16 protein-coding genes are annotated in these 20,792 nt (G+C 47.3%); 5 read left to right on the top strand and 11 right to left on the bottom strand.

The annotated features are described in order from the left end of the window. Window positions 1-57 precede the first annotated feature (57 nt). On the top strand, window positions 58-816 hold the full coding sequence (locus tag QUA03_RS04330) for an HNH endonuclease (protein ID WP_333209986.1): 759 nt from the start codon (window positions 58-60) through the stop codon (window positions 814-816). A gap of 280 nt (window positions 817-1,096) precedes the next feature. On the opposite strand, the gene obgE is transcribed toward QUA03_RS04330, so the two are convergent. From obgE to QUA03_RS04310, 4 genes are all read right to left on the bottom strand, one after another. Further along, window positions 1,097-2,137 (bottom strand): GTPase ObgE, encoded by a 1,041-nt coding sequence (gene obgE, locus QUA03_RS04325; RefSeq protein ID WP_333209984.1) that lies wholly within the window; start codon window positions 2,135-2,137, stop codon window positions 1,097-1,099. Between the two features lie 607 nt (window positions 2,138-2,744). Further along, window positions 2,745-3,641, bottom strand: coding sequence for a Mo-dependent nitrogenase C-terminal domain-containing protein (locus QUA03_RS04320; protein WP_333209982.1), 897 nt, complete (start codon window positions 3,639-3,641; stop codon window positions 2,745-2,747). Between the two features lie 416 nt (window positions 3,642-4,057). Then, on the bottom strand, window positions 4,058-5,218 hold the full coding sequence (locus tag QUA03_RS04315) for a class I SAM-dependent methyltransferase (RefSeq protein ID WP_333209980.1): 1,161 nt from the start codon (window positions 5,216-5,218) through the stop codon (window positions 4,058-4,060). A 389-nt stretch (window positions 5,219-5,607) separates the two neighbouring features. Further along, window positions 5,608-5,919, bottom strand: coding sequence for a 30S ribosomal protein PSRP-3 (locus QUA03_RS04310; RefSeq protein WP_333037125.1), 312 nt, complete (start codon window positions 5,917-5,919; stop codon window positions 5,608-5,610). A 177-nt stretch (window positions 5,920-6,096) separates the two neighbouring features. Here QUA03_RS04310 and QUA03_RS04305 point away from each other — a divergent pair, with 177 nt between their 5' ends. Continuing rightward, complete coding sequence (locus QUA03_RS04305) at window positions 6,097-6,897, top strand: TIGR01548 family HAD-type hydrolase (RefSeq protein ID WP_333209978.1); 801 nt, start codon at window positions 6,097-6,099, stop codon at window positions 6,895-6,897. Window positions 6,898-7,479: 582 nt separating this feature from the next. Then, entirely contained in the window at window positions 7,480-7,716 is a 237-nt protein-coding gene (locus tag QUA03_RS04300; RefSeq protein WP_333209976.1) for a hypothetical protein, read from the top strand. A 307-nt stretch (window positions 7,717-8,023) separates the two neighbouring features. Here the strand turns inward: QUA03_RS04300 and QUA03_RS04295 are convergent, their stop codons facing one another. Beyond that, complete coding sequence (locus tag QUA03_RS04295) at window positions 8,024-8,842, bottom strand: tetratricopeptide repeat protein (protein ID WP_333209974.1); 819 nt, start codon at window positions 8,840-8,842, stop codon at window positions 8,024-8,026. Window positions 8,843-9,070: 228 nt separating this feature from the next. Between QUA03_RS04295 and QUA03_RS04290 the strand changes: the two genes are divergently transcribed. After that, on the top strand, window positions 9,071-9,859 hold the full coding sequence (locus tag QUA03_RS04290) for a cobalt-precorrin-6A reductase (protein ID WP_333209972.1): 789 nt from the start codon (window positions 9,071-9,073) through the stop codon (window positions 9,857-9,859). A gap of 340 nt (window positions 9,860-10,199) precedes the next feature. Here QUA03_RS04290 and QUA03_RS04285 read toward each other — a convergent pair whose 3' ends face one another. From QUA03_RS04285 to QUA03_RS04265, 5 genes are all read right to left on the bottom strand, one after another. After that, window positions 10,200-10,808, bottom strand: coding sequence for a prepilin-type N-terminal cleavage/methylation domain-containing protein (locus tag QUA03_RS04285; protein ID WP_333209970.1), 609 nt, complete (start codon window positions 10,806-10,808; stop codon window positions 10,200-10,202). 58 nt (window positions 10,809-10,866) lie between these two features. Next, a complete protein-coding gene (hpsC, locus tag QUA03_RS04280) occupies window positions 10,867-11,952 on the bottom strand; it encodes a hormogonium polysaccharide secretion pseudopilin HpsC (RefSeq protein WP_333209968.1) in 1,086 nt (361 codons plus the stop codon). A 59-nt stretch (window positions 11,953-12,011) separates the two neighbouring features. Continuing rightward, window positions 12,012-12,683 (bottom strand): hormogonium polysaccharide secretion pseudopilin HpsB, encoded by a 672-nt coding sequence (gene hpsB / locus QUA03_RS04275; RefSeq protein WP_333209966.1) that lies wholly within the window; start codon window positions 12,681-12,683, stop codon window positions 12,012-12,014. 40 nt (window positions 12,684-12,723) lie between these two features. Further along, window positions 12,724-17,958 (bottom strand): hormogonium polysaccharide biosynthesis protein HpsA, encoded by a 5,235-nt coding sequence (hpsA, locus tag QUA03_RS04270; protein WP_333209964.1) that lies wholly within the window; start codon window positions 17,956-17,958, stop codon window positions 12,724-12,726. Window positions 17,959-18,335: 377 nt separating this feature from the next. Then, window positions 18,336-18,620, bottom strand: coding sequence for a hypothetical protein (locus QUA03_RS04265; protein WP_333209962.1), 285 nt, complete (start codon window positions 18,618-18,620; stop codon window positions 18,336-18,338). Here QUA03_RS04265 and QUA03_RS04260 point away from each other — a divergent pair. Next, window positions 18,619-19,383 carry a sulfotransferase domain-containing protein gene (locus QUA03_RS04260; RefSeq protein WP_333209960.1) on the top strand — a complete coding sequence of 255 codons (765 nt, stop codon included), beginning with the start codon at window positions 18,619-18,621 and terminating at the stop codon, window positions 19,381-19,383. The genes QUA03_RS04265 and QUA03_RS04260 overlap by 2 nt on opposite strands. 65 nt (window positions 19,384-19,448) lie before the next feature. Here the strand turns inward: QUA03_RS04260 and QUA03_RS04255 are convergent, their stop codons facing one another. Then, window positions 19,449-20,582, bottom strand: a complete 1,134-nt coding sequence (locus tag QUA03_RS04255; protein ID WP_333210044.1) for a succinylglutamate desuccinylase/aspartoacylase family protein — start codon at window positions 20,580-20,582, stop codon at window positions 19,449-19,451. Window positions 20,583-20,792 lie beyond the last annotated feature (210 nt).

The following is a 20,792-nucleotide window of genomic DNA, read 5'->3' as shown; positions in this document are numbered from 1 at the left end:
AGATTATAGCAATAATTTAGAGAAGTGGTATTACAAAACAAATGAATAATTTTAATTGTGAAAAAACCTTATAACTGGAATCGTCTTATAGACTCCTTGGGTGATTGTAATTCCCCCTATGCTTATATAGTAGCTTATTATCTTTCAAGATTTGATAGATATGCTTATCAGAAATTGGGATTTGGTAATAGGACTGATACCCATGAAAAAATAGGCTCTCTACTTGGAATTTCCGCTAATACAATCAAAAATTTGAGAGATGCTTTTGATCCTTACCATGAAAATAGGCGTAGAGGCTGGTGGCAGAGAGAGTTATGGCGTTGTGAGAAAGAAATTTATGAAGGATTTAAAGAATATTCTGAAGAAGAACTCTATGTTTTAGTTTGCAAAATGTTAACTATACCCAAGCTTGATTTTGAACAGCTTTTCGATTCTTTTAGTGTCTCCGATGATACGCTAATATTTCCTGATGAAGTCGGAGAAGCAGAGGAAACTAAAACTTTTAAAGAAGGTTCTATCCGTCAAATACAAGTTAATGCTTATGAACGAAATAATCAAGCTCGCAAAGAATGTATTGAACATTATGGGCTAAATTGTTATGTTTGCAAGTTTAACTTTGAAAAAGTTTTTGGAGAAATAGGTAAAGGTTTTATTCATGTTCACCATATAATTCCTTTATCTGAAATTAATCAAGAATATGAAGTTAATCCTATTCAAGATTTATGTCCACTATGTCCTAACTGTCATGCAATGATTCATAGGAAATATCCTCCATTTACTATTGAAAAAATTAAAGATTTACTTAGTAAAAACTGACTTCGTAGATAGATGTCCAAGATATTTTATGAGATCATAGAGGCTCAAACCCTTGCCGCACAAGCCATACAGCCGAAAGATTTGACAATCAAGCATCCAGGATACAAGCCCCCGGATTCATCTGTCCAGAAATAAAAAATCTGTATCCGATAAACCAGCCCCCGAATTGATCCGTGGGGTCAATGCTTCAATCGAAAATCGAAAATCGAAAATCTAAAATCGATTGACCCCTCAAAAAAGCACCTACCGATTCACGGAAATTTCAGGAACCAGAAAGCGATTAAACACTCGCGACTGCTAACTGTTCCGCCGCCTCTTTTTCGTTCATCTCGTCGAGTTTCTGCCAAACTTGCTGCATCAATTCATCCAATCCAACTCTACTAACGGCGGAAATCAACAAAACAGGAGCGCCACTAATTTCTTTAATTCGGCTGATTAAATTACCGATTTCTTCGCTTTCGAGGTCGATCGCATCTACCTTATTAAAAGCTAAAATCTGCGGTCGATCGGCTAAACCACGCCTGTAAGCCTTCAATTCTTCCTGAATTGTGACATAATTGGCGATCGGATCTTCATCGGTAATATCGATCAAATGCAGCAACAACCGAGTCCGCTCAATGTGCCGCAAAAACTCGTAACCCAAACCAGCACCTTCGTGCGCCCCCTCAATCAATCCCGGAATGTCTGCAAACACCGTACCGTCTCCAGTCGGTTTTCTGACTACGCCCAAATTTGGGACTAAAGTTGTAAACGGATAATCTGCTATTTTGGGGCGAGCCGCAGACAAAGCTGAAATTAAGGTGGATTTGCCAGCATTGGGCATCCCCAGAATTCCCACTTCAGCTAATAGCTTCAATTCCAAACGCAAAAATTTGTGTTCACCTTCTTTTCCCGGCATCGCATAATCTGGAGCACGGTTGGAATTGGTCAAAAAACACTTGTTTCCCAAACCGCCTTTGCCGCCTTTAGCTACGCAAAAAGTCTGTCCGGGCGTCACTAAATCTGCTAAGATTGCCTGAGTTTCCGCGTCGTAAACAACTGTACCGCAGGGAACTTCGATCGTGCGATCGTCCCCACCGGCACCGGTCATATTTTTCGGCGCGCCCCGCTTCCCGTCATCGGCTTTAAAAATCCGGTTGTACTGAAAATCTAGCAGCGTTTGCAGGCTTTCCACTGCCACCATATACACGGAACCGCCTTTGCCGCCCGTCCCGCCAGAGGGGCCGCCCGCCGGTACATACTTTTCTCTGCGAAAAGCTACCATACCGTCGCCGCCTTTGCCGGCTGCGACTTGAATATCTGCTCGATCGATAAATTGCATAATTTAGTCAGTAGTCAATAGTCAGTTGTCAGTTGTCAGTTGTCAATAGTCAGTAGTTATTATCATACCAGATCCAAGTACCATATTTCTCTTTTTCTTTAGTCCGGGTCGGCAGACGCCAGCCAAGTTTAGTTGCAACTTACAGTTGCCCGAAAATTATAATTATACCAATTTTTAAAAGTAGTGCAGAGCGAGAGATTGTAAGCGAGCATTTGTAGAGAAACGGCAATGCTGTGTCCGGCTCCAAAATTTGCGATTTTTAATAATTTGTATAAGATTGAGGATTGTACTAAGACTTTTATTGAAGTAGTATCAAAGCAAATTTTCTCTTAGCAAGACTTACCTACAAAAACTGAATAAACCGGGTTTTTCTACTGGCTTTTTCTACGGGCGCGGATGGGTGTAACGATGTTTTGTCCTAGAAAAACCCGGTTTTTGCATCCTGGACTAATTAGTAGTCCTTGGTTAATAGTTATAGTCATTAATCCAAGATTTCACAAGAATGACAACTGACTACTAACAACTGACTACTAACAACTGCCTACTGACAACTGCCTACTGACAACTGCCTACTGACAACTGACAACTGACAACTGCTTACTGACTACTAACAATAGGACGATACATCTTCCTTACATTCATCTGCCAAATAGCAGAGAGCTCGAAAGCGCATCCCGACTAACTGTTCGTAAAGCGGATTAATCTGGCACATCGCCGGAATATGGACGATTTTGCGACCAAATAACACGATATCTCGCTCAAACGGACACTGGGGCGGAATAATTTTACAGACAAAGTGTGCCAATTTTGGGTCGTGAATTTCCCAGCCGTCAAGCCAGTCTTTGACGGGTTGCAGGACATTTTTGTGGTGAGGTTGAGGTAGCCGAGATGAAAGGGGTGTTCCGGCGGCGGGGGCGACATTCGCATCAAAAACTATTTGGCTGCTGGGCCCCTGCGGATCATCGCATTTGCTGTCTTCGATGGTGTGTCGCAGAGCTTCGATCGCCTCTACATTGTGCCCCAAAGCTGTGCAAAACTTATAGATTACCTCGTCTTCGCTGAGCGAGTAGGTACCGTCTGCCAAAGCTACCATGACTGCTGTCCTCAAAAAATCCTCGCCTTTGGCGGTGTCTTTCCCTAACACAGCGGCTAATTCCTCTGGGGCAATAGGTTCAAAGCCCTCCTCAAAAGATACCGGGTGTAGTTCATCCTGAGTTAGATTTGCAATCATTTTTTGCTCGTCTTCGTCAAAGTTGCCGTCTGCCCAAGCAATTGTCAGCAATCCCCGCAGCCAAGCAGTAATCTCTTCATTGGTGCAGGAAGATTTAGCGTTACTCATTAGCATTTCCACTTGGATGTACCAGTCAATTTGTTCGTTTACAGCGGACTCAATATTCCCCTCCCAATAATTTTTACTGGTTTTTTGGTCGATCGATGATCTATTTGTGGAAGGTTTGTGCCCGAAGATTGCTCCAAACGCTTGTAGTGGACGTGTTAAAAGCATATTTGTTTCTCAGCAGCATCGCTGACTAGCGAGCTAATCTATTGGCTAATCCTATTCCCTAAAAAGTCATCTATCGAGAGGAATAGGTTTGTTGAATTCATTTTAACTTTAGTTGCACCCATCAAGATGACGATCGAATTTTATGCAAGCCCGATTGCCATTAGCCACCCAATTTTTCGCAAGAAATAAAAGGTTGGCAAGCGCTGGATCTAATCAGACACTGGGTTTGTCACCCAGGGGCGATCGAACTTCGCTCTCTTTACATTTTAATATATATTTTTGTAAATTTTTCTGTGCCGGCAGCGTCATATTAACAGCTAGCCGGATTTAAGCTGTTGAAATAAAAATATCTGAGGAAACTGTTACTGCCGGTTAACCGTTGTGATTGCTGTGTCCGCCTAAAAATGAGAAAAATTTTAACTTCGGCGGCACAAAATCCAGCGCAATTCCATTGGCGGGCGGGCGTTTGCCATTGGGAAGACATCTCGACCGGTGGCCCAACTGGGAAACCAGGGCGTCGGGGGCCAGGCTTCTTCCGGCAGGTGGTGGCGTTCATATTCAAACACCAATTCGTTGGATATTGGGACTAAGGGCAAGCCTTCCATTGCGGTGGCAAGTTCTTGGGGGGTAAATAAAGTAGACCAGGAGAGTTGGGCAACTTGTCGCACTAGGGCATCGGGCTGATAGTCACCGACTGTTAAAAAGGTGCTGAACAGCAACAGGCCTCCGGGAGACAGGGAATCGCACATTTTAGCGAGGAAAAGCCGTACTTGGTCGCTGTCTCGAAAATGTGAGATGACTTCGGCGGCAACTGCCAACTGGTAGCGGGCTGGTTTCATCCGCATTAAGGGATCGAGCACATCGCCTTCAGTCACTGTCACGGGAAGGTTTTCGGCTGTTACTGCGGCTTTCAATTGTTCTGCAAAAGCTGGGGCTAGTTCGATCGCATCTACAGAATAGCCCAATCTCGCCAGGGGCAAGGTATTGCGGCCGGTCCCAGCGCCCACGTCCAAAATCCGCACTCGATCGGGTGTACCCAATTTAGCAGCCGTGGTCATTAATTTTGCATCGGGATGAGAGCCGAAAAGCGGAGGTTCTCTGGTTTCTACCCAGCTTTTGTACTGTTCTCCAACTGTTGAGCTAGTAACAATGACTTTGCAAGCTAAACCGGTTTGCGGTGGCTGCACTGATTCGTATTGCAGGATCAGCATCGATGCTGTGGAGGTGCGGTAGCCTTGTTCTAACTTGGTGGCTAATAGCTTGCTGAGTTCGTCTCGGCGGTCTTCTGGCAGGGGTCTGTCGAGAGTGCTAAATAGCTTTTCTATGGACTTGAGATAGTGGCTTAGCATTCCCGGTATGCAGGGGAAAATTAATTCTCCGCGAGCGTTTATGCGAGTATTAATTTTGTAGAGGATTGCTTGCTGGAGAATGTCGGGATTTACTACCAGCGGTAGCTGTTCGGTCTGGTCGATCGTACTTTCGGCGCCCATAGATTCCGCGAAGAAGGAAGAAGGAAGTTCGGCAACGGATTGTTTAACTGATGTAACGGATGTCAGGAAGAAGGAATCCGTGTACAAGATTTAACGGATTTAACGGATGGATTTTGAGGCTTGAGGTTGGAGGTTCGGGGGAATTACGTTGAGAGCTGACTGTACAATTCAAGAGTATAAAAAAGCCGATTTTAGATTTATTTGGTTTGGTTGCTTAGTCTTTTTAGATTGTATTAAATCAGATTTGAGAGCTTTATTTTGGATAAATCTCAAGTCTAAAATCTCAAATCGACCTAGCCCAAAACTCCAGTAGGTTCCAAAATCGGAGTTAGTATCAAGAAAAGCTGTAGCGGATTTAAATTGTATTTTTCACGGCGAGGTGGAAAAAGCGTCAAATCCTCTCGCCTTCTCCCCTCTCTCCTTCCCCTTGTCAGCCATAACAGGCAATGTATATGGGTAGCAAATTAAAGCTGGGCTTAGTTGCTGCCGGTAAAAGTCACTAGGGGGAATCTTGACTGAGCTTCGGTCATCGGGCGCCGTCTGCCTTCCTCTTGCCAGTAGTTGATTACTTCTGTGGCTTGGTTGAGGATTTCGACGCGATCGTTGTCAGCAATCCAGTGTTTGGCTTCGAGTTCGTTTTTGAGGTCTTCCCAGGCATCTTTGCGAGGCCAGAAAAAGTAGGATGTCAGCGGGCTAGTTCCTTTGCCGACAACTTGGTCAACGGCGAGGGCAACATTCTCTTCTAGCCAGAGAACTTTTAAGATGAACTTGGACAAGCAAACCTCCAGGGTTCCGATCGAACTTGTTAAAAATTTCTACAATCGCTAAGCGTAGCACACTCTGTTCGATAATTGGTCATCGGCCATTAAAAGTTTTGTGGCGCGGCTGGTTTTAGCGCCACTCAGGGGCTGGGAACAGATAAAATTTGGGTTCTCACGCGCCCTAGGTACAAGGATGGTTAAGTTGTGAACAGAATTATTGTAGTTTTTGACATTGACGGTGTGGTGAGGGATGTGTCCGGTTCCTATCGGCGGGCAATTGCGGATGCGGTGGAACATTTCACGGCGGGTGCTTTTCGCCCGAATTCTCTCGATATCGACTCTCTGAAGTCTGAGGGTGTGTGGAATAATGACTGGCAGGCGTCTTTCGAGTTAGTTTGCCGTTATTTTGAGGGGATTGGGCGATCGAGAAACGAACTCGCTCTCAATTATGAGGAATTAGTGGCTTTTTTCCAAAGTCGCTATCGCGGGCCTGATGAGAAAAATTGGACTGGTTACATTTGTACCGAACCGCTGTTGTTAAGTCCGGCTTATCTGGAAAATTTAACGGCTGGGGGCATGGTTTGGGGCTTTTTTAGCGGGGCGATGCGGGATGAAGCTGCTTATGTTTTGTCGGGGAAACTGAGTTTAAATTCTCCGGTGTTGGTGGCGATGGAGGATGCACCGGGAAAACCCGATCCGGCTGGACTTTTCGCGGCAATTGAACAGTTGGAAAATCTGCACGGTTTAGAAGAAAATTTGCCGGTGATTTATGCGGGAGATACTGTTGCGGATATTTACACGGTTGTGAAGGCGCGGGAAGTGCAACCAAATCGGGTTTGGCTGGGGGCTGGTATTTTGCCGCCTCATGTTTTGGATGATGCTGTGCGCTGCGAGGCTTATGCTGCGGTGTTGGAAAATGCGGGTGCAGCAGCGGTTTTCAGGAATGTCGAGGAGTTGACGGCTGCGCGGATTTGGGAATTAGTTCAGTTGAGTGTTGAGTGTTGAGTGTTGACTGTGGGCTGTTGAGTGTTGAATCGGGGTCATACCAATTTTTTATGAGGTTGCATAGAATCCGATCCCCCCTAGCCCCCCTTAATAAGGGGGGGACAAGAGCTTGGTCAAAGTCCCCCTTATTAAGGGGGATTTAGGGGGATCGAGATATGTGCAAGTTCACATTAAATTGGTATGAATCGGGGTCAATAAAATGAAAATTGCGCGAATTATTTGTTGGCAGGTTGATTCGACTTTACGCCCGACGATGAAGCGCGGATTTGACATCGTATTATTTACAAACAAATAGACCTCTTGCAAAAGTCAAAAACTCACCCCCCTCAGTCCCCCCTTAGTAAGGGGGGAAGCAAGAAAAATTAGGCTCCCTCCCCTTACTAAGGGGAGGGTTGGGGAGGGGTCTCAGCATTTTTGCAAGATGTCTAATGTAATTTTGTTAAGTAATTTTGCACTTTATCCTATTGACAAGTAAATGTAGTTTTGTTACATTTATTTGTCAATTTTTGCATCTTTGAGTTGACAATATCTGCTGCGGCGGCTTAGTACAGAGTAGAGGTCAATCTCTAGGAGAGTGCCACTATGTTAGTTTCACGATCGAGTGATAAACAACCTACGCCGGAAGAAACGCGGCAACTAGAAAGGCTCCAAGTTCAAATCGAGCGAGCTGTTGCTGATGGCAAGATATCTAAGCATGAAATGGAAGACATCAAGAGAGCGATTTGGGCTGACGGAAAAGTTACTGTTGAAGAACTGGAACTATACAGAATGTTGGTGACGGATAGGATTGTTGCTGGAGATGTGGAATACGAGTTTTGAGAATAAAGAATTTGGCAACGAGCGGTGTACTGGTGAATATTGAGGAAAGAAGAAACAGGGAAGAAGAGTTAGAATTGTTCTTCAATAGTTTATTTCTTGCTATAGCAATCCTTGCAGGAGTCGTAAAGGTTTGACCCCACCCCAACCCTCCCCTTATCAAGGGGAGGGAGTAAGAAGAAATTCACAAATGATGCGAGGATTGCTATATATCTTCGGGTGACATTTGACAAGTTTTTGGATCATCCCTTTGAGGAATTATATGCCACAATTATCGGGATGCTCGCAATTTTTCATTGGCGTTGTGAGATTATTTTAAGTGCAAGAATTTGTCTAATGCACTGACTGCAAGTGGTGGCCAGCGGCGGTTATTGGCAACCCAATCGAGGTCTTTGTAGCGGGAGTCGAGGCCGATGGCTGCTACCCAATTGCTTTCAGCTTCGCCGCGATTTCCGGCTTCCCAAAGACAGGCGCTGAGGGCGGCTCTCATGTCGGCAAATTGGGGGTATCTGCGGACGATGTTTTTCATGTTGCGAATTGCTTCTTTTGTTTGCCCGTTTTGATAAAGTGCGAGGGCGTGGTTGGCGCGGGCAAATGCGTATTCGGGGGCTAGTTCAAAGGCTTTGCTGTAGTCGGCTATTGCTTGTTCCCATTTTCCTAAACCTGCTTCGGCGTTGCCTCGGTTGTTGTAGGCGGCTGGATCTTGGGAGTCTAATTCTAGTACATGATTGTAGTCGGCGATCGCCTCTTCCCAGCGTCCTAAACCTTCTAAGGCGGTGCCGCGGTTGAGGTAGGGATCGGGGGCGTCGGGTGCTAGCTTGATCGCTCTTTCGTAGTCGGTAATAGCGGCTTGTAGTTTGTTTTGGCTGACTCTAGAGTTGCCTCGGTTGCTCCAAGCGGCCGCTTGTGAGGGAAATTTGTCAATGATTTGAGTCCAAAAAGTTTCAGCGACGGGAAACTTGCCTTCATTTGTAGCTTCAAAAGCTTTTTGAACGAGTTCTCCCAATTCCTGTTGAGGATCGGTGATATCTGTTGGTTGTACTTGTGCGGCAACGGGGCCGATATTTCCCAACCATACTAACCCGGTTACAATTAATACTGTGAAAAATGTCAAAAGTGAGCGAATCATTGTTGTTGGCGGTTTAAACTTTACTAAACATATTATTAACCCAAATTGCGGGCGTTGCTTGGATAAGTTATACCAATTTTTTATGAGGTTGCATAGAATCCGATCACCCTGGCGCCCCCCTTAATAAAGGGGGGACAAGATTCTTCTCAAAGTCCCCCTTCTTAAGGGGGATTTAGGGGGATCGAGATATGTGCAAATTCACATTAAATTGCTATTAGGACTAATTTGGTGAAAAAACGGTTGCTAATTTTGGGCGGGACGGGGGATGCTGCTGAACTGGCGGTAAGAGCGTCTCAAATTGCTGAAATAGAGGTGGTATCTTCGCTGGCAGGACGCACTCAACAGCCTTTTACCCCAAAAACGGGTACGGTGCGAATTGGAGGGTTTGGTGGGGCGGCTGGGCTGGCGGAGTTTTTGCTCGATCGCGCAGCCCGCCCCTACGGGGGCTACGCCAACGGAGACGATCGCCCGATCGACTTCTTAATCGATGCTACTCATCCGTTTGCGGCTCAGATTTCTGCTAATGCTGCTGTTGCTGCTGCTGAGTGTAATGTGCCCTATTTGATGCTGGTGCGTCCTCCTTGGGAGAGGGTGGAGGGCGATCGCTGGATTGATGTTGCGGGCCACTCGGAGGCTGCAAAGGCTTTATTAGGGCTGTCTCAGCGGGTGTTTCTGACTATTGGTAGGCAGGAATTGGCTGCTTTTGCTGGTTTGGATGCTATTTGGTTTTTGATGCGGGCGATCGATCCTCCGGCACTCAATTCTCCTATTCCTAATGGTAAATTGTTATTAGCAAGGGGGCCTTTTTCTTTGGAAGATGAGCGTCAATTATTATTAGAATATCAGATTGATACTATTGTTAGTAAAAACAGCGGCGGTGGTGCTACTTATGCGAAAATTTTGGCGGCTAGGGAACTGGGAATTCCGGTGGTGATGGTGCAGCGGCCGCCGATTGCGGATGTTGAGCAGGTTGCTGATGTTGAAGGGGCGATCGCTTGGTTAGTTAAGCAGTTATAATATCAAATTCGTTAGCATCGGAATAGTAAATTCGAGTGCACTGTTGACGGTTGACGGTTCACTGTCAACCGTCAACCGTCAACGGTCAAAATCATTCCGGTGTTACCGGAAATGATATTAGTAGGGTTTCAAACATCGGCCTGGTTATGTTTTTGAGTAATAGTTGATTTCCTGGCTGGATGATTATTTGTTTTAGTTCTAGCTGCATTTTTTGACTGTTTTAATAGGATTTGAAATATAAAAAAAAATTAAGTTAATAGATTTTAGCAATTCAGAACTTATGCGGAATTGCTGTTAGAGATTAAGATTAAATTTATTGAAAGCTATCATCGACGCTCAGTTAGTTACATGGTGCTCCTTCATCAGTTCTCATGCCTCCTATGATCGTTTCCACGATCGCGCACTGCTGTGTACCGCCGCCCGCAGGAGCAACGGTTACTACAAATTGATTTGTATTTACGCGATTACCCTGGTAGTCAAAAGTGATTGAGTGGGCAGGGGTTGCAGCCGGTGCATTCGTGGAAAGTGTAACCTGTCCTTGTTTGATTTCGCCTCCAGCATCGAACGTCATTGTTTGTATGGGAGGAGTTTGTATCGGAGGGTTTTGGGTGGAATCTATTATGTTAATTGTAGCTGTTGGTGGGTCAGTAGCCGGAGTAGGATTGAATATAACTATGACATCGCGCTTAGTTCGCTTTGCTTCGCTTTGTGCAGTTCGCAAGGTTTGGAGGACGCGATCGTTCACGGTGCGAACTCTTTGTCGGTTGATGAATGCCACCCAGCTTGGAGCGGCGATCGAGCTTAATATACCTACGATCAACGCTATCACCAGCACTTCTAGAAGTGTGAATCCTCCATCGCCCTTGCTGGATGCAGTTTTGTTGAATTTAGGGCTGGCTTTGGCAGCAGAGTTATGCAAAAGTTTTAATAATATTGGTGGGGTTTTCATTGTACTATCCTATTGTTTATCGGCGACCGGCGATTCGTAAATGTGTTTCAGGCATCAGTTAGTTTCCTTGCGCGCCTAGACCTTGTACTTGCACGCTTGCTGTTGGGAAATATGCCGCATTGTCGGCGCTGGAAGGAACATTACTATCTTGAAGACGACGCAGGCTGTTTCCTCGGATAGTAACTCTGGCTAAGTTTCTCGATGTATCTACACAAGCGTAGAAGCTATTTGTATTTGTATTTGGATCTGTTACTTTTAGAGTGTTTTCTCCGACTGCGGTTGGTGCCGCTGCCCCTGGTAATGTAACAGTCGGATTGCCTAGAGCAGTAACACATTCATTTCCTAACAATACCTTCTGAGTGTGGTCTATGTAATTGACCAGCACTTGAGGATTTTGCCCCGTAAAACTTGGATTTGCGAATCCCGCTGTAGTTGTCACATTCCGCCGTGGTTGGCTCAAGTCAAAATTTGAGTTAAAAGCTGGGCTTACTTGTTGACTTTGATTAGCCTGGGCATTGTTGTAGTAGAATGTGGCAGGAGTGGTTGAGCCGGGATTTCGCACGCCCTCTCTAATTTCATAGCGCTCTATGCGGGATGGGCAATTGACTCCTGACGGCTGACACCAAATAGAGTTAGGAGGAAGGGTTTCTCTAACCAAATAGTAAGCAACTAAAGACCGTACATAGGTGTCGTTGCAAGTAGCTGGAGTACAATTTATTGGCAGTACGCGAGTAGCCGGATCAGTATTAACAGAGACAGCATTTCTAACCTGCTGCCGTTTCCAGAAAACGAGAATAGGAGTTCCCCCAGTCGGATTTGGCAGTTGATTTCTGATACCTGGAGTTCCATCGGTAGCGGCATTATTGATGGTGTCATTATCGTAAATATAAATAGCTTGATTTAAATCTTGAGCAATGAAATCAACCGCCGCCTGAATGTCTTGCTCGGTGTTTGCCTTGACTTGTTCCCTCCTGTCGGTATTCAGCATATCAACTACAAAACCCAGCATCGGGGTGATGATTAAAAATGCCATAATCGCTCCGACCAATAGCTCGACCAGAGTCATGCCCTTTTCTGTTTGAACTGGCCCTGAGCGGTTTCGTTGGTGCTGACTTTTTAGAAGCAACCTGAGTAAAGTTTTCATTTTGACTTTTTCCTTTGTCAAATGGGGGGAGCGATTATGATTTGATAACACGGCTTTGATTAACGGCAGAGAGTGGTGTTAACTCCTATAGGGTTCGAGGGAGAGTTAAGTTGAGAACATAATGCCTGACGCGCGGACGCAGTTCCTTGTGTAGTAGGGGGAATTTGTGTTTTCATTACCACCAAAGGCGCTTGAGGATTGCCAAGACCGGAATTAGCAACTGATTGCTGTTCAGTTTTCATCGTAGCTCCGGTAAACCCATCCGCGCGGTAAACCCGCACAGTCAGCTCATAGCCTGTTGTTGTCGGATCATTGGTTGTATTAGCGGGATTTCGCCAAACACCTTGAACAAAAAACTCCTTGCTGCCAGTACAACCTGGGTTTTCATCCAAGTTAACGCAGTACAAATTACTCTGAGGGTTTGTAGAAGCAGGAGCAGGAGCAGGAGCAGTACCAAAAGAGGTATCTCGGGCAGGAAAACCGATCGTAGGTCGTTGATTAGTTGGAGGTCTGATCGCCCCCACTCTCAGAGCGTTGATGTAAGCTGTAGCCACCTGGGTGGCGAGTTCCATCCGCCGCGCTTGTACGCGAGTCGCTACTGAGAAGGCCATCACAGGGGCGATCGCGATCATCAGCACCGAAACTACAATCATCGCTACCAACGACTCGATAATCGTGTAGCCACCGTCTCGCGGCTGGGATAAATTTTCGTGTTGGTTTTGCTCAGTCATAAGTAGGACTCCAGTAATTGCGCGGCAGAAAGTTAGAGGGTTAAGTGGGGCAGTTACTTCTCAGAGCAGTCGCGATCTGACCCCCATTCGGCTGATTGGGAGCTACAACTCCGCACATGAGAGTTTTTACCCAATTATCATTGCGAGGTACTTCCCGGAAATATTCAGCAGGCTGAGTCCTTGTCGCAGGAGTGGTGAATCTTTGCGTAAACAAATCAGGCGACTGAGAAAGCAAGCCCACGTCATAACCCCAGTTCCGGAGGGGCGGGCTAAAGTAGGGAATCAACCCCGCCCCAGCATCGGTGTTGTACGTATTTGTGATACTTGCAGGCGCAGGAAAAGGGCCCCCTACTTGAAGCTGAAACAGGCTCACTAATGCCGGGGCCGACAAAATTGGCTGGTAGGGTGCAGTGCTTAAGGCACTGCGGTTTTGCTGAATGAAAGAGCCTCGGATGTTGGTAGCGAATCCCCCGTTATTCCAGCTTTCCAAGAATCGGGGCAAGTTTTGCAAGCCGCCGTTAAAGTCTCCGGTGTTGGCATTGAGTGTCCGTGAAGGAGTGTCACCCGCTCCGACAATCAGATTGAAGGTGGTATTTACAGCCTGGGCTATCCATCCTGTATTTCTGGCAATAGTTGTCCCTCTGGGCATGATATTCCCGCCTGGAGGATTAGCTGCTGATGACAAAGTTTGGATCTGCGGGACTGGAAGCAATAGTGGCTGCAATCCGCTAGTGGCTGGTGGTGGTGATGCTATCGTTAAAGCTGGTAGTAGTACATTTGCTCCGTCTCTGGTGTTGGGAGGAATGGTGGTGGGGTTGACGACATAGGGAGCACTGACGTTATCGAAGTTGACAGCAGGCCCATTACTTCCGGCAAACCACAGAGAATTAGGTCTGGTATTAGCACCGGCGGCACCTGGTACGATCGCTCCTCCTGCAGCAATCCCTAAAGGCTGGGGAGCGGCGGGGGTTGCCAACTGGTTGGCGGGCGGAGTAGTGGTGGGGTTTCTCAGAAAAGCCACGCGGCGGGGGAATCGCTGCAATGCTGGCAGTGGGGGATCAACCGTTGACCCAGCTTGATAAAAAGAAGCATTGTTAGTAGGTGTTGCATAAGTGGGAGCAGCAGGAGGAATAATTGTGATTGCATCGGTTGCGGAGATTGGTGCTGCTGCCAGAGGATTGACAAACCAGTCATTATTCGTACACGCAGCCACCGGCAGTTTTATGCAAGTTTCCATCACGTACTCTGGGAAATTCCCGCGCCGCTGGATCGGAGTGACAAAGTTGTTGAAGTAAGAACTCGATAGCGGGAGAGCAGGAGTCTGGTAGGTAATGTCTGTTAGCGCTGGTAGGGGAGCATTCGGTGTACCCACTAAATTGCCGTTATTTGAAAACGCCCCGCTGGAAAGTCCGTTAGTCACAAAGTTGTTATTGAAAAATCCTTGCTGTCGGCGGGGCAACACAGCAGCCGCGCCTGCATTGTTTCTCAGGTCAAAATCTCCTTCGTTGCGGAAGCCAAAACGGTAACTTTGTGATAGCAGGGTGACTGCATCTGCCAGTATATTTGCAGGTCTCCAGAAGTCGCCCGTGGTGCAGTTTGGGAGCCTCGGGTCGCCCGCACGGCAGGCAAAGTTGGGGTCAAGCTGATTTTGTGTGCGTCCGTAAAAATTTGTCCAAGTTGGATTGACTAGCTGCGTAAACTCTTCCACGGGCACAGGATTATTATTGGGTGGAACACCCGGAGCAGGAGCCGGAATGGTGCCGTGAAGGTTAAAGGCTCCTTGGATGTAAGCCGGCAAATTTGATACCAATGTTAGCCCTTTTTCTCTGACTACAGCATTGATGTTATTTGGTCGTGTGGGGGTTGCGCCGCCGCGAAATAGCTGCTGTCCGTTAATCAAGACAATGCCGTTAGGCTTGCGGGTGGGGTCGAGCAGGTTGTCTGTAGGACTGACTGTTGTGCTTTGGGCAGGATTTGCGAATCTAGCGCTGCGATCTGGCAATGCGTCATCTCGGCTGGCATAGATAATCCCGCTGTTGGGCAGCAACCACTCGGGTGGAGTAGCGTTGGGCCCTGCAATGTTTTGCCCGCGCAAGGCATTGAGGTCTAACTGAGTAGCCCGAATTTCTAGGGGTTGCCGTTCTTCTAGGGGCTGGTCGTAATTGCCTGTTAAAGTTGCTGCTTGGGGATTGGCAGGCAGGGGACTGCTGAGGGTAAAGGCTTCGTTAACATTATTACTGGCCAGGTTGTCGCGGTCGATCGCCTTGACTTCTCTGCCGTTCAAAAATGCTACTTCTTGAATTGCCCCGTGGGGAATCTGTGCCGGATTAGGAGCACCGATAGTACCATCAAGAATCTGTAGCGCGCAATTAGTAGAGTCAATAGCTGCATTTTGTGCTAGCGTGCGCTGGGCTGCTGGGACTTGGAGGGCGGTTCTCAACGGCCCATTGGCAAACCTACCGTCCGGGAAGACCAAGTTTGCCTGGGTTTCCAAAATTGTATCTCCACTACCGCTCAGCAAGCCTGTAGCGGGGTTCGGAGTAGAATTACCACCAGGTCGCGGTCTGGTCGGAGGGCCGTAGGTGATGCCGTTGTTCGAGCCGATAAATGCCTGCCGTGTTCCCAGTGTCGGTAGCGTGCCACTTACCACAATGGGTGCGGCTGCTCCCTGTCCGCTGACATCCGGCAGCAGTCCTGTGGTGGTGATGTTTCTCGCTGTTGAAGCGTTACTGGGGTCGTAGTAGCTGCTGATACAAGCTAGGGGGGTTTGCTGTGGTTGGGTTCCTATTGGTGCGGCTGCTAGCGTTGTTGGATCGTAGCCACTGTTTGCATAGTGATAAACTGCTGTTGCCCGCATCCGCAAGTCGCCTTTGGCAAATTGGCGAGCTGTCGCAGCGTTTTCACGAACAAAATTAGGATTGTTCTGTGCAGTTGGCAGGTTCGTGGCGTCTGGCAGAGCCGGAGCCGCGGGGGCCGACGACCAAGCAGCGTTCCAGTTTCCCCAAGTTCCAGCAGCAATACCATTTACCACCACATTACTGTTGTTATACACTTGAGACCCCGGCCCCAAGGGTGACATCGGCATCGAGTCTGGCCACACTACAGGGTACTGCTCCACAGCCGGCGCCGGAGTTTCTGGGTCGTCGTAAGTATTGATAGCGGGAGGGTTTACAGTCACGGATGCTGGGCCACTTCTCAAGGTGCCAGCAACAGGATCTATCCAACTGGGCGGAGGCAGGAAAGAGTTGGTGCGATCGTACACTCCGGCGCTGGTAATTACCCGCAGACCACCAACACTGTCCAAGAAAGTTCTCGGTATTTCAGCCGCTGCTTTTTCCCAGAAACCGTCTCTGTAAGGAGGATTTGGAGCAGTTGTGGGGGGTGGTGTTTCCCCTGTACCGTTGCCGCGACCCGTTGCTCCCACGTCAGCAAGTTTGGTTCCTTGCGGTGTGCGGGTGCGAAATCGGCCTCCTCCTGTCCAGGTAGTTGTGCTGTCTACCTGTTGCTCGTCACTGACAAAGCTGGTGCCATTCCAGCGCTGTGCAGGCAAGTTGTTACCAACGACGACTCTTTCCCCCAAATTTTGTTCGTCGCTACCAGGATCTATATCAGCGGGATTTCGTGATGGTAGCTGAGCCGGACGGATCGTGAGAGTAGTCGGTCCTGCGGTACTACCTACGCCAGGTGCCGTTTCAGTAACAGGAAAGCTCCAATTATTATTACTGGGTCTCAGGCTATTCCCACTGCCTTGAATGTAAGAAGTAAGGGGTACTCCTGGAACTACTCCTCCGTTGCTTCCGAGGGGTGCTTCTGCAAAAGGAACTTTCCGCAGCCGTTCTTTAAAATAATCTTCCAGCGCTTGAGCGCGAGTCTGACTTTTGGGGGCGTCCTGCGCTTGCTGAACGGAAACCGGGTCAGTCGCACCTGTTGTATCTGCTTGCATTTGACCTTGTACCAGCGCATTTAACCGAGCGGAATAAGCGTTGTTGTTGTACAGTACCCGAAGAATGTTGTCGTTAACAGATTGATTGGTAGCATTGTTAATTGTCACCCCGTCTGAACCCGGGGGGTTTGGGTTGTTAATGCTGTGGAAAAGATCTACTGCTACGGCATTTGTAATCGCTGAGCTGGCAGTCCCGTTTACTACATTACCTCCTACAACAATTTTGCTATTTTCTCTATCGTAAAAACAAGATTGCTGGCTGCTGACTTGAAATAGTCTTATGCTTCCGGGAGCGCTCAAACCCGATACCAATAAATTGCTATTTGTAAGTATCCGCCCGTTTAGGTTTAGCGGAGGTCCGGGAGATATATCTAGATCGTCTTCATACACAACTGCATTGTTGCTGAGGGGAATGCGGCTTTGGTCTTGCTGGTATTCTAGGGCAGATATGCTGGGAGTTCCCTGGAAAGCTTGATATTGATTAGCATCCAACGCGCTCGCTGTGATATCTGTAGCGGTTATGGGTACGTTAACCGTGTAAACAAAGAAACTTTTCTGGAGCCTACCCTTTCTTCTCTCCCAGCCCGAGTCGCCCACCAAACTTGCAACTGTTCCTTCTCCTTGGGTGCAAGCTGGGTTGAGACTTCCTGTTTGCATTGGGGGTGTTCTGGCATCCAGTTCCCTTCTCGGTCTCTGCGTTTTTGGGGTGCGAAAGTATATTCCGTAAAGAGTAAAAGTGTCAAATTTGCCGTCGTTGTTCGTATCGACGGGATATCTCCAGGCAGTATTTAGCGCCTCGTTTTCCCTTGCAGGTGTGCCGATCAAAAGCCCTAATTGTGGGTCATCATTAGGGTTGGTAAGGTTTGGAGCGCCCGTAAGAGACGCTCTCAGGATCAGTCGCTTCTCGTCCCCAAAAGTATAAAAGTCATTTGTGGCATCATAAGAGGACATTATCCGGTACATTTCTGCATCGGATGGAGTCGCCGTTGGTCTTTGCGGGTCTTCCCGCAGCATATATTCAATTTTAGCTTTCGCCCGATCGAGCGCGGGAGTCGCGGCCGCCAGCACCTGCTGGTTCACGCGCACGTTACGCGCCGTATTCGCCCGATCGAACGATCGCAGGGTAATCGCCACAGTCAACAAAATCACTACCAGCAACACCATCGTCACCGTGGGCAGCACAAACCCCGCCACCGGCAGTCTCGCCCTCCGGCCCATAGCCATCAGGGTTTGCAGCATTGCTCTCATCAGCCGCTTGGCCCCGGATCTGGTAACACCAGCAATCCGCCGCAGCAGGGATACGATAACTCTGGATAATTTGCTCTTAAACATTGACGCCTTCCTGAATAATTTCAGAGATGGTATTGCTGGTACTTACTGCTCGACAGTACAATCCCATCTTTATTGTTCCCATTTTTTGCAACTTGCATATCAGCCTCTTGCACAAATTTAAATCTGTACCTTGGCTGAAAAATAAAACCCACAAACCCCCAAGCAAAATCGCCACCGATAATATATTTTTCAGAGAAAGATTTGCCCCGCAAGGATGAGAGTTCCCTAACTCCACTCTAATCGAGTTAAATAGAAATGTCAGTACCAAGAGCGCGAGTGAATTTGATCACCCAAAAACAGTGATCGCGATCTTATCCAACGTATTGCCCATCCCTTGCAGGCTTTGTTTGTTTAGGCTCGGTTTCAACCACCGGAATCTAGAATGTAGAGTGGGCGATCGAATTGTAATTAGGCGTATCCGTGCGCTCAAATGTAAATTGGGCGATCAAATTGTGGTAATGCCTCCAAGTGCGATCGAATTGTGGTAATGCCTCCAAGTGCGATCGAATTGTGGTAATGCCTCCAAGTGCGATCAAATTGTGGTAATGCCCCCAAGTGCGATCGAATTTTCGTTTGCCCCCCCGGCGGACTATCGGTACAAATGCCAAATCCGAAACACTGTCAGTACAATTGCAAAATATAAACCTACCATCCCCACCCATGAAACAACCCTCCAAACCTCCAGACTTCATCATCATCGGCGCCCAAAAAGGCGGCACAACATCCCTGTACAATTACTTAATCCAACATCCCCAAATCGCCCCCGCCGCCCAAAAAGAAATCCATTACTTCGACTTAAAATTCGACAAAAGCCCAGACTGGTACTATGCCCAATTTCCCCAGCCCCAAACAAGCCAAAATCTACTAACCGGAGAAGCCAGCCCCTACTACATCTGTCACCCCCAAGTTCCCCAGCGAATTTATGATTTATGTCCGAAAGTTAAAATAATCGCCCTGCTGAGAAACCCAGTAGAACGCGCAATCTCCCACTATTATTACTATATCAAAATAGGCTACGAATCCCTATCATTAGAAAGTGCGATCGCCGCCGAGCCCGAAAGACTCAAAGGCGAAATAGAAAAACTCCAAACCAACCCAAACTACTACAGTTACGAACACCAACACCACAGCTATCTAACCCGCGGCATTTACGCCGATCAACTCCCAGCCTGGATAAAACTTTTTCCCAAATCACAACTTTTAATCCTCAAAAGCGAAGACTTATATACCAATCCCTTCGGCACATACAACAGCGTCTTAGAATTTCTAGATTTACCGCCACACCAACTACAAACCTACGAAAAATACAACGCCACCCAATATCCCCCCATCAGCGAGACAGTATACGAGCAATTGAGAGCATATTTTCGATCGCACAACCAAAGACTAGCCGAATTGTGCGATCGAGACTTCGGCTGGGACTAATCTTGAGTGGGAGGGGGCGGGCATTCTTGGCACCGCCCCTACAAAATCGCGGTTTCTTAGTATTCTCAATCTGCCATCACCGACAACACATACTCTCCTTGATTTACTGACTGATTGGTCGAAACATCAAAAATGAAAACATTCGACTCAGCAAAAACATCAACCAAACTCGGAAATTCCCCATTCTTATTAAAGCTGAGAATTTGATAAAGCCGATCGCCCTTTTTGACATAACTCCCCAATAGAACTCGATTTTGAATCATCCCGCCCGCCGGCGCGTAGTATTTGAACACCGAATTCTTGGGGGTAAAAATAACTTGATGATTCACAGTTTCCGGCAGAGGAAATCCATCTATTTTCAATAAACCCTTACTTGCCAAGTAATTTTTGATGCCCCGCAAGCCATTCGCCACCGAATCGGGATTCATTTCCATCCCCGAACCTAATTCTAAAGTCCAAGCTTCCACATCAAAGTGGATCGCACTTCCCAACTGGGCCAAAACCTTCTCCAAAGCCAGCCAAGGCTTGAGAAACGCCTCGTCAAAAGCATCGCCGTCGTACTCATTCATCAAGATAGCGCGATCGAGCAACAAAGCTTTCGCACTCTCCTCGCGGGAATTAAAACAGTAAAGATAATCTAAACTTTGATTCGTAGAACTGTGCAAATCCAGCACATAATCCGCATCCAAACACAAAGATTGTAGCTGATATCGGTAAAGTTCGCTGTAGGGGCGGCAACTAGGAGCATTAATTTTTGCCAACTCTTTCGCAAAACTCAAAGCAATCGCTTTTCTGTAATTAACTTTGACAGTATCGGCATCGAGGTGAATGTGAGAATTAGCAAAACCCAGAATATCTTCCCCTTGCTTTTCAAAATCCCAGAAAATCCGGTTCCAATTTACCCCATCATAAAGATTGTAGCGACCAGGAGAAAAATGGTGCGATCGCTGACTTACACCCACAGGATTGCAAACCGGAACCAGCCAAATTTCCCCGCTTAACTGGCTGCTGTCCAAAGACCTTAAAAACTCAATTAATTGGTAAATAACCGCATTACCACTAATCTCAGCGCCGTGGAGGTTAGATTGCAGATAAGCTTTTTTGCCCGGAATCGCACCTTGAAACTGATAGACTTGCAGTGAAAGTCGATCGCCCGAAGCAAGCTGCACCAGAGGAATAGTCGAAATAACTGGAATCATAGAGAAAGAAGAGGGAAGTTCGGCAACGGATTCTGTAACGGATGTAACGGATGTAACGGATGTCAGGAAGAGGGAAGAAGGCACAATTTTTTTTATTTCTTCTGCCAACTGCCAACTGCCAACAGTCAACTGCCAACTGCCAACTGCCAACTGCCAACTGCCAACTGCCAACTGCCAACTGCCAACTGCCAACTGCCAACTGCCAACTGC

The sequence above is a fragment of the Microcoleus sp. S36b_A4 genome (assembly GCF_036700645.1).
In the GTDB taxonomy this organism is placed as follows: domain Bacteria; phylum Cyanobacteriota; class Cyanobacteriia; order Cyanobacteriales; family Microcoleaceae; genus Microcoleus.
Note: the sequence above shows the minus strand (reverse complement) of the source record. Positions and strands in the feature narration are given on the sequence as shown.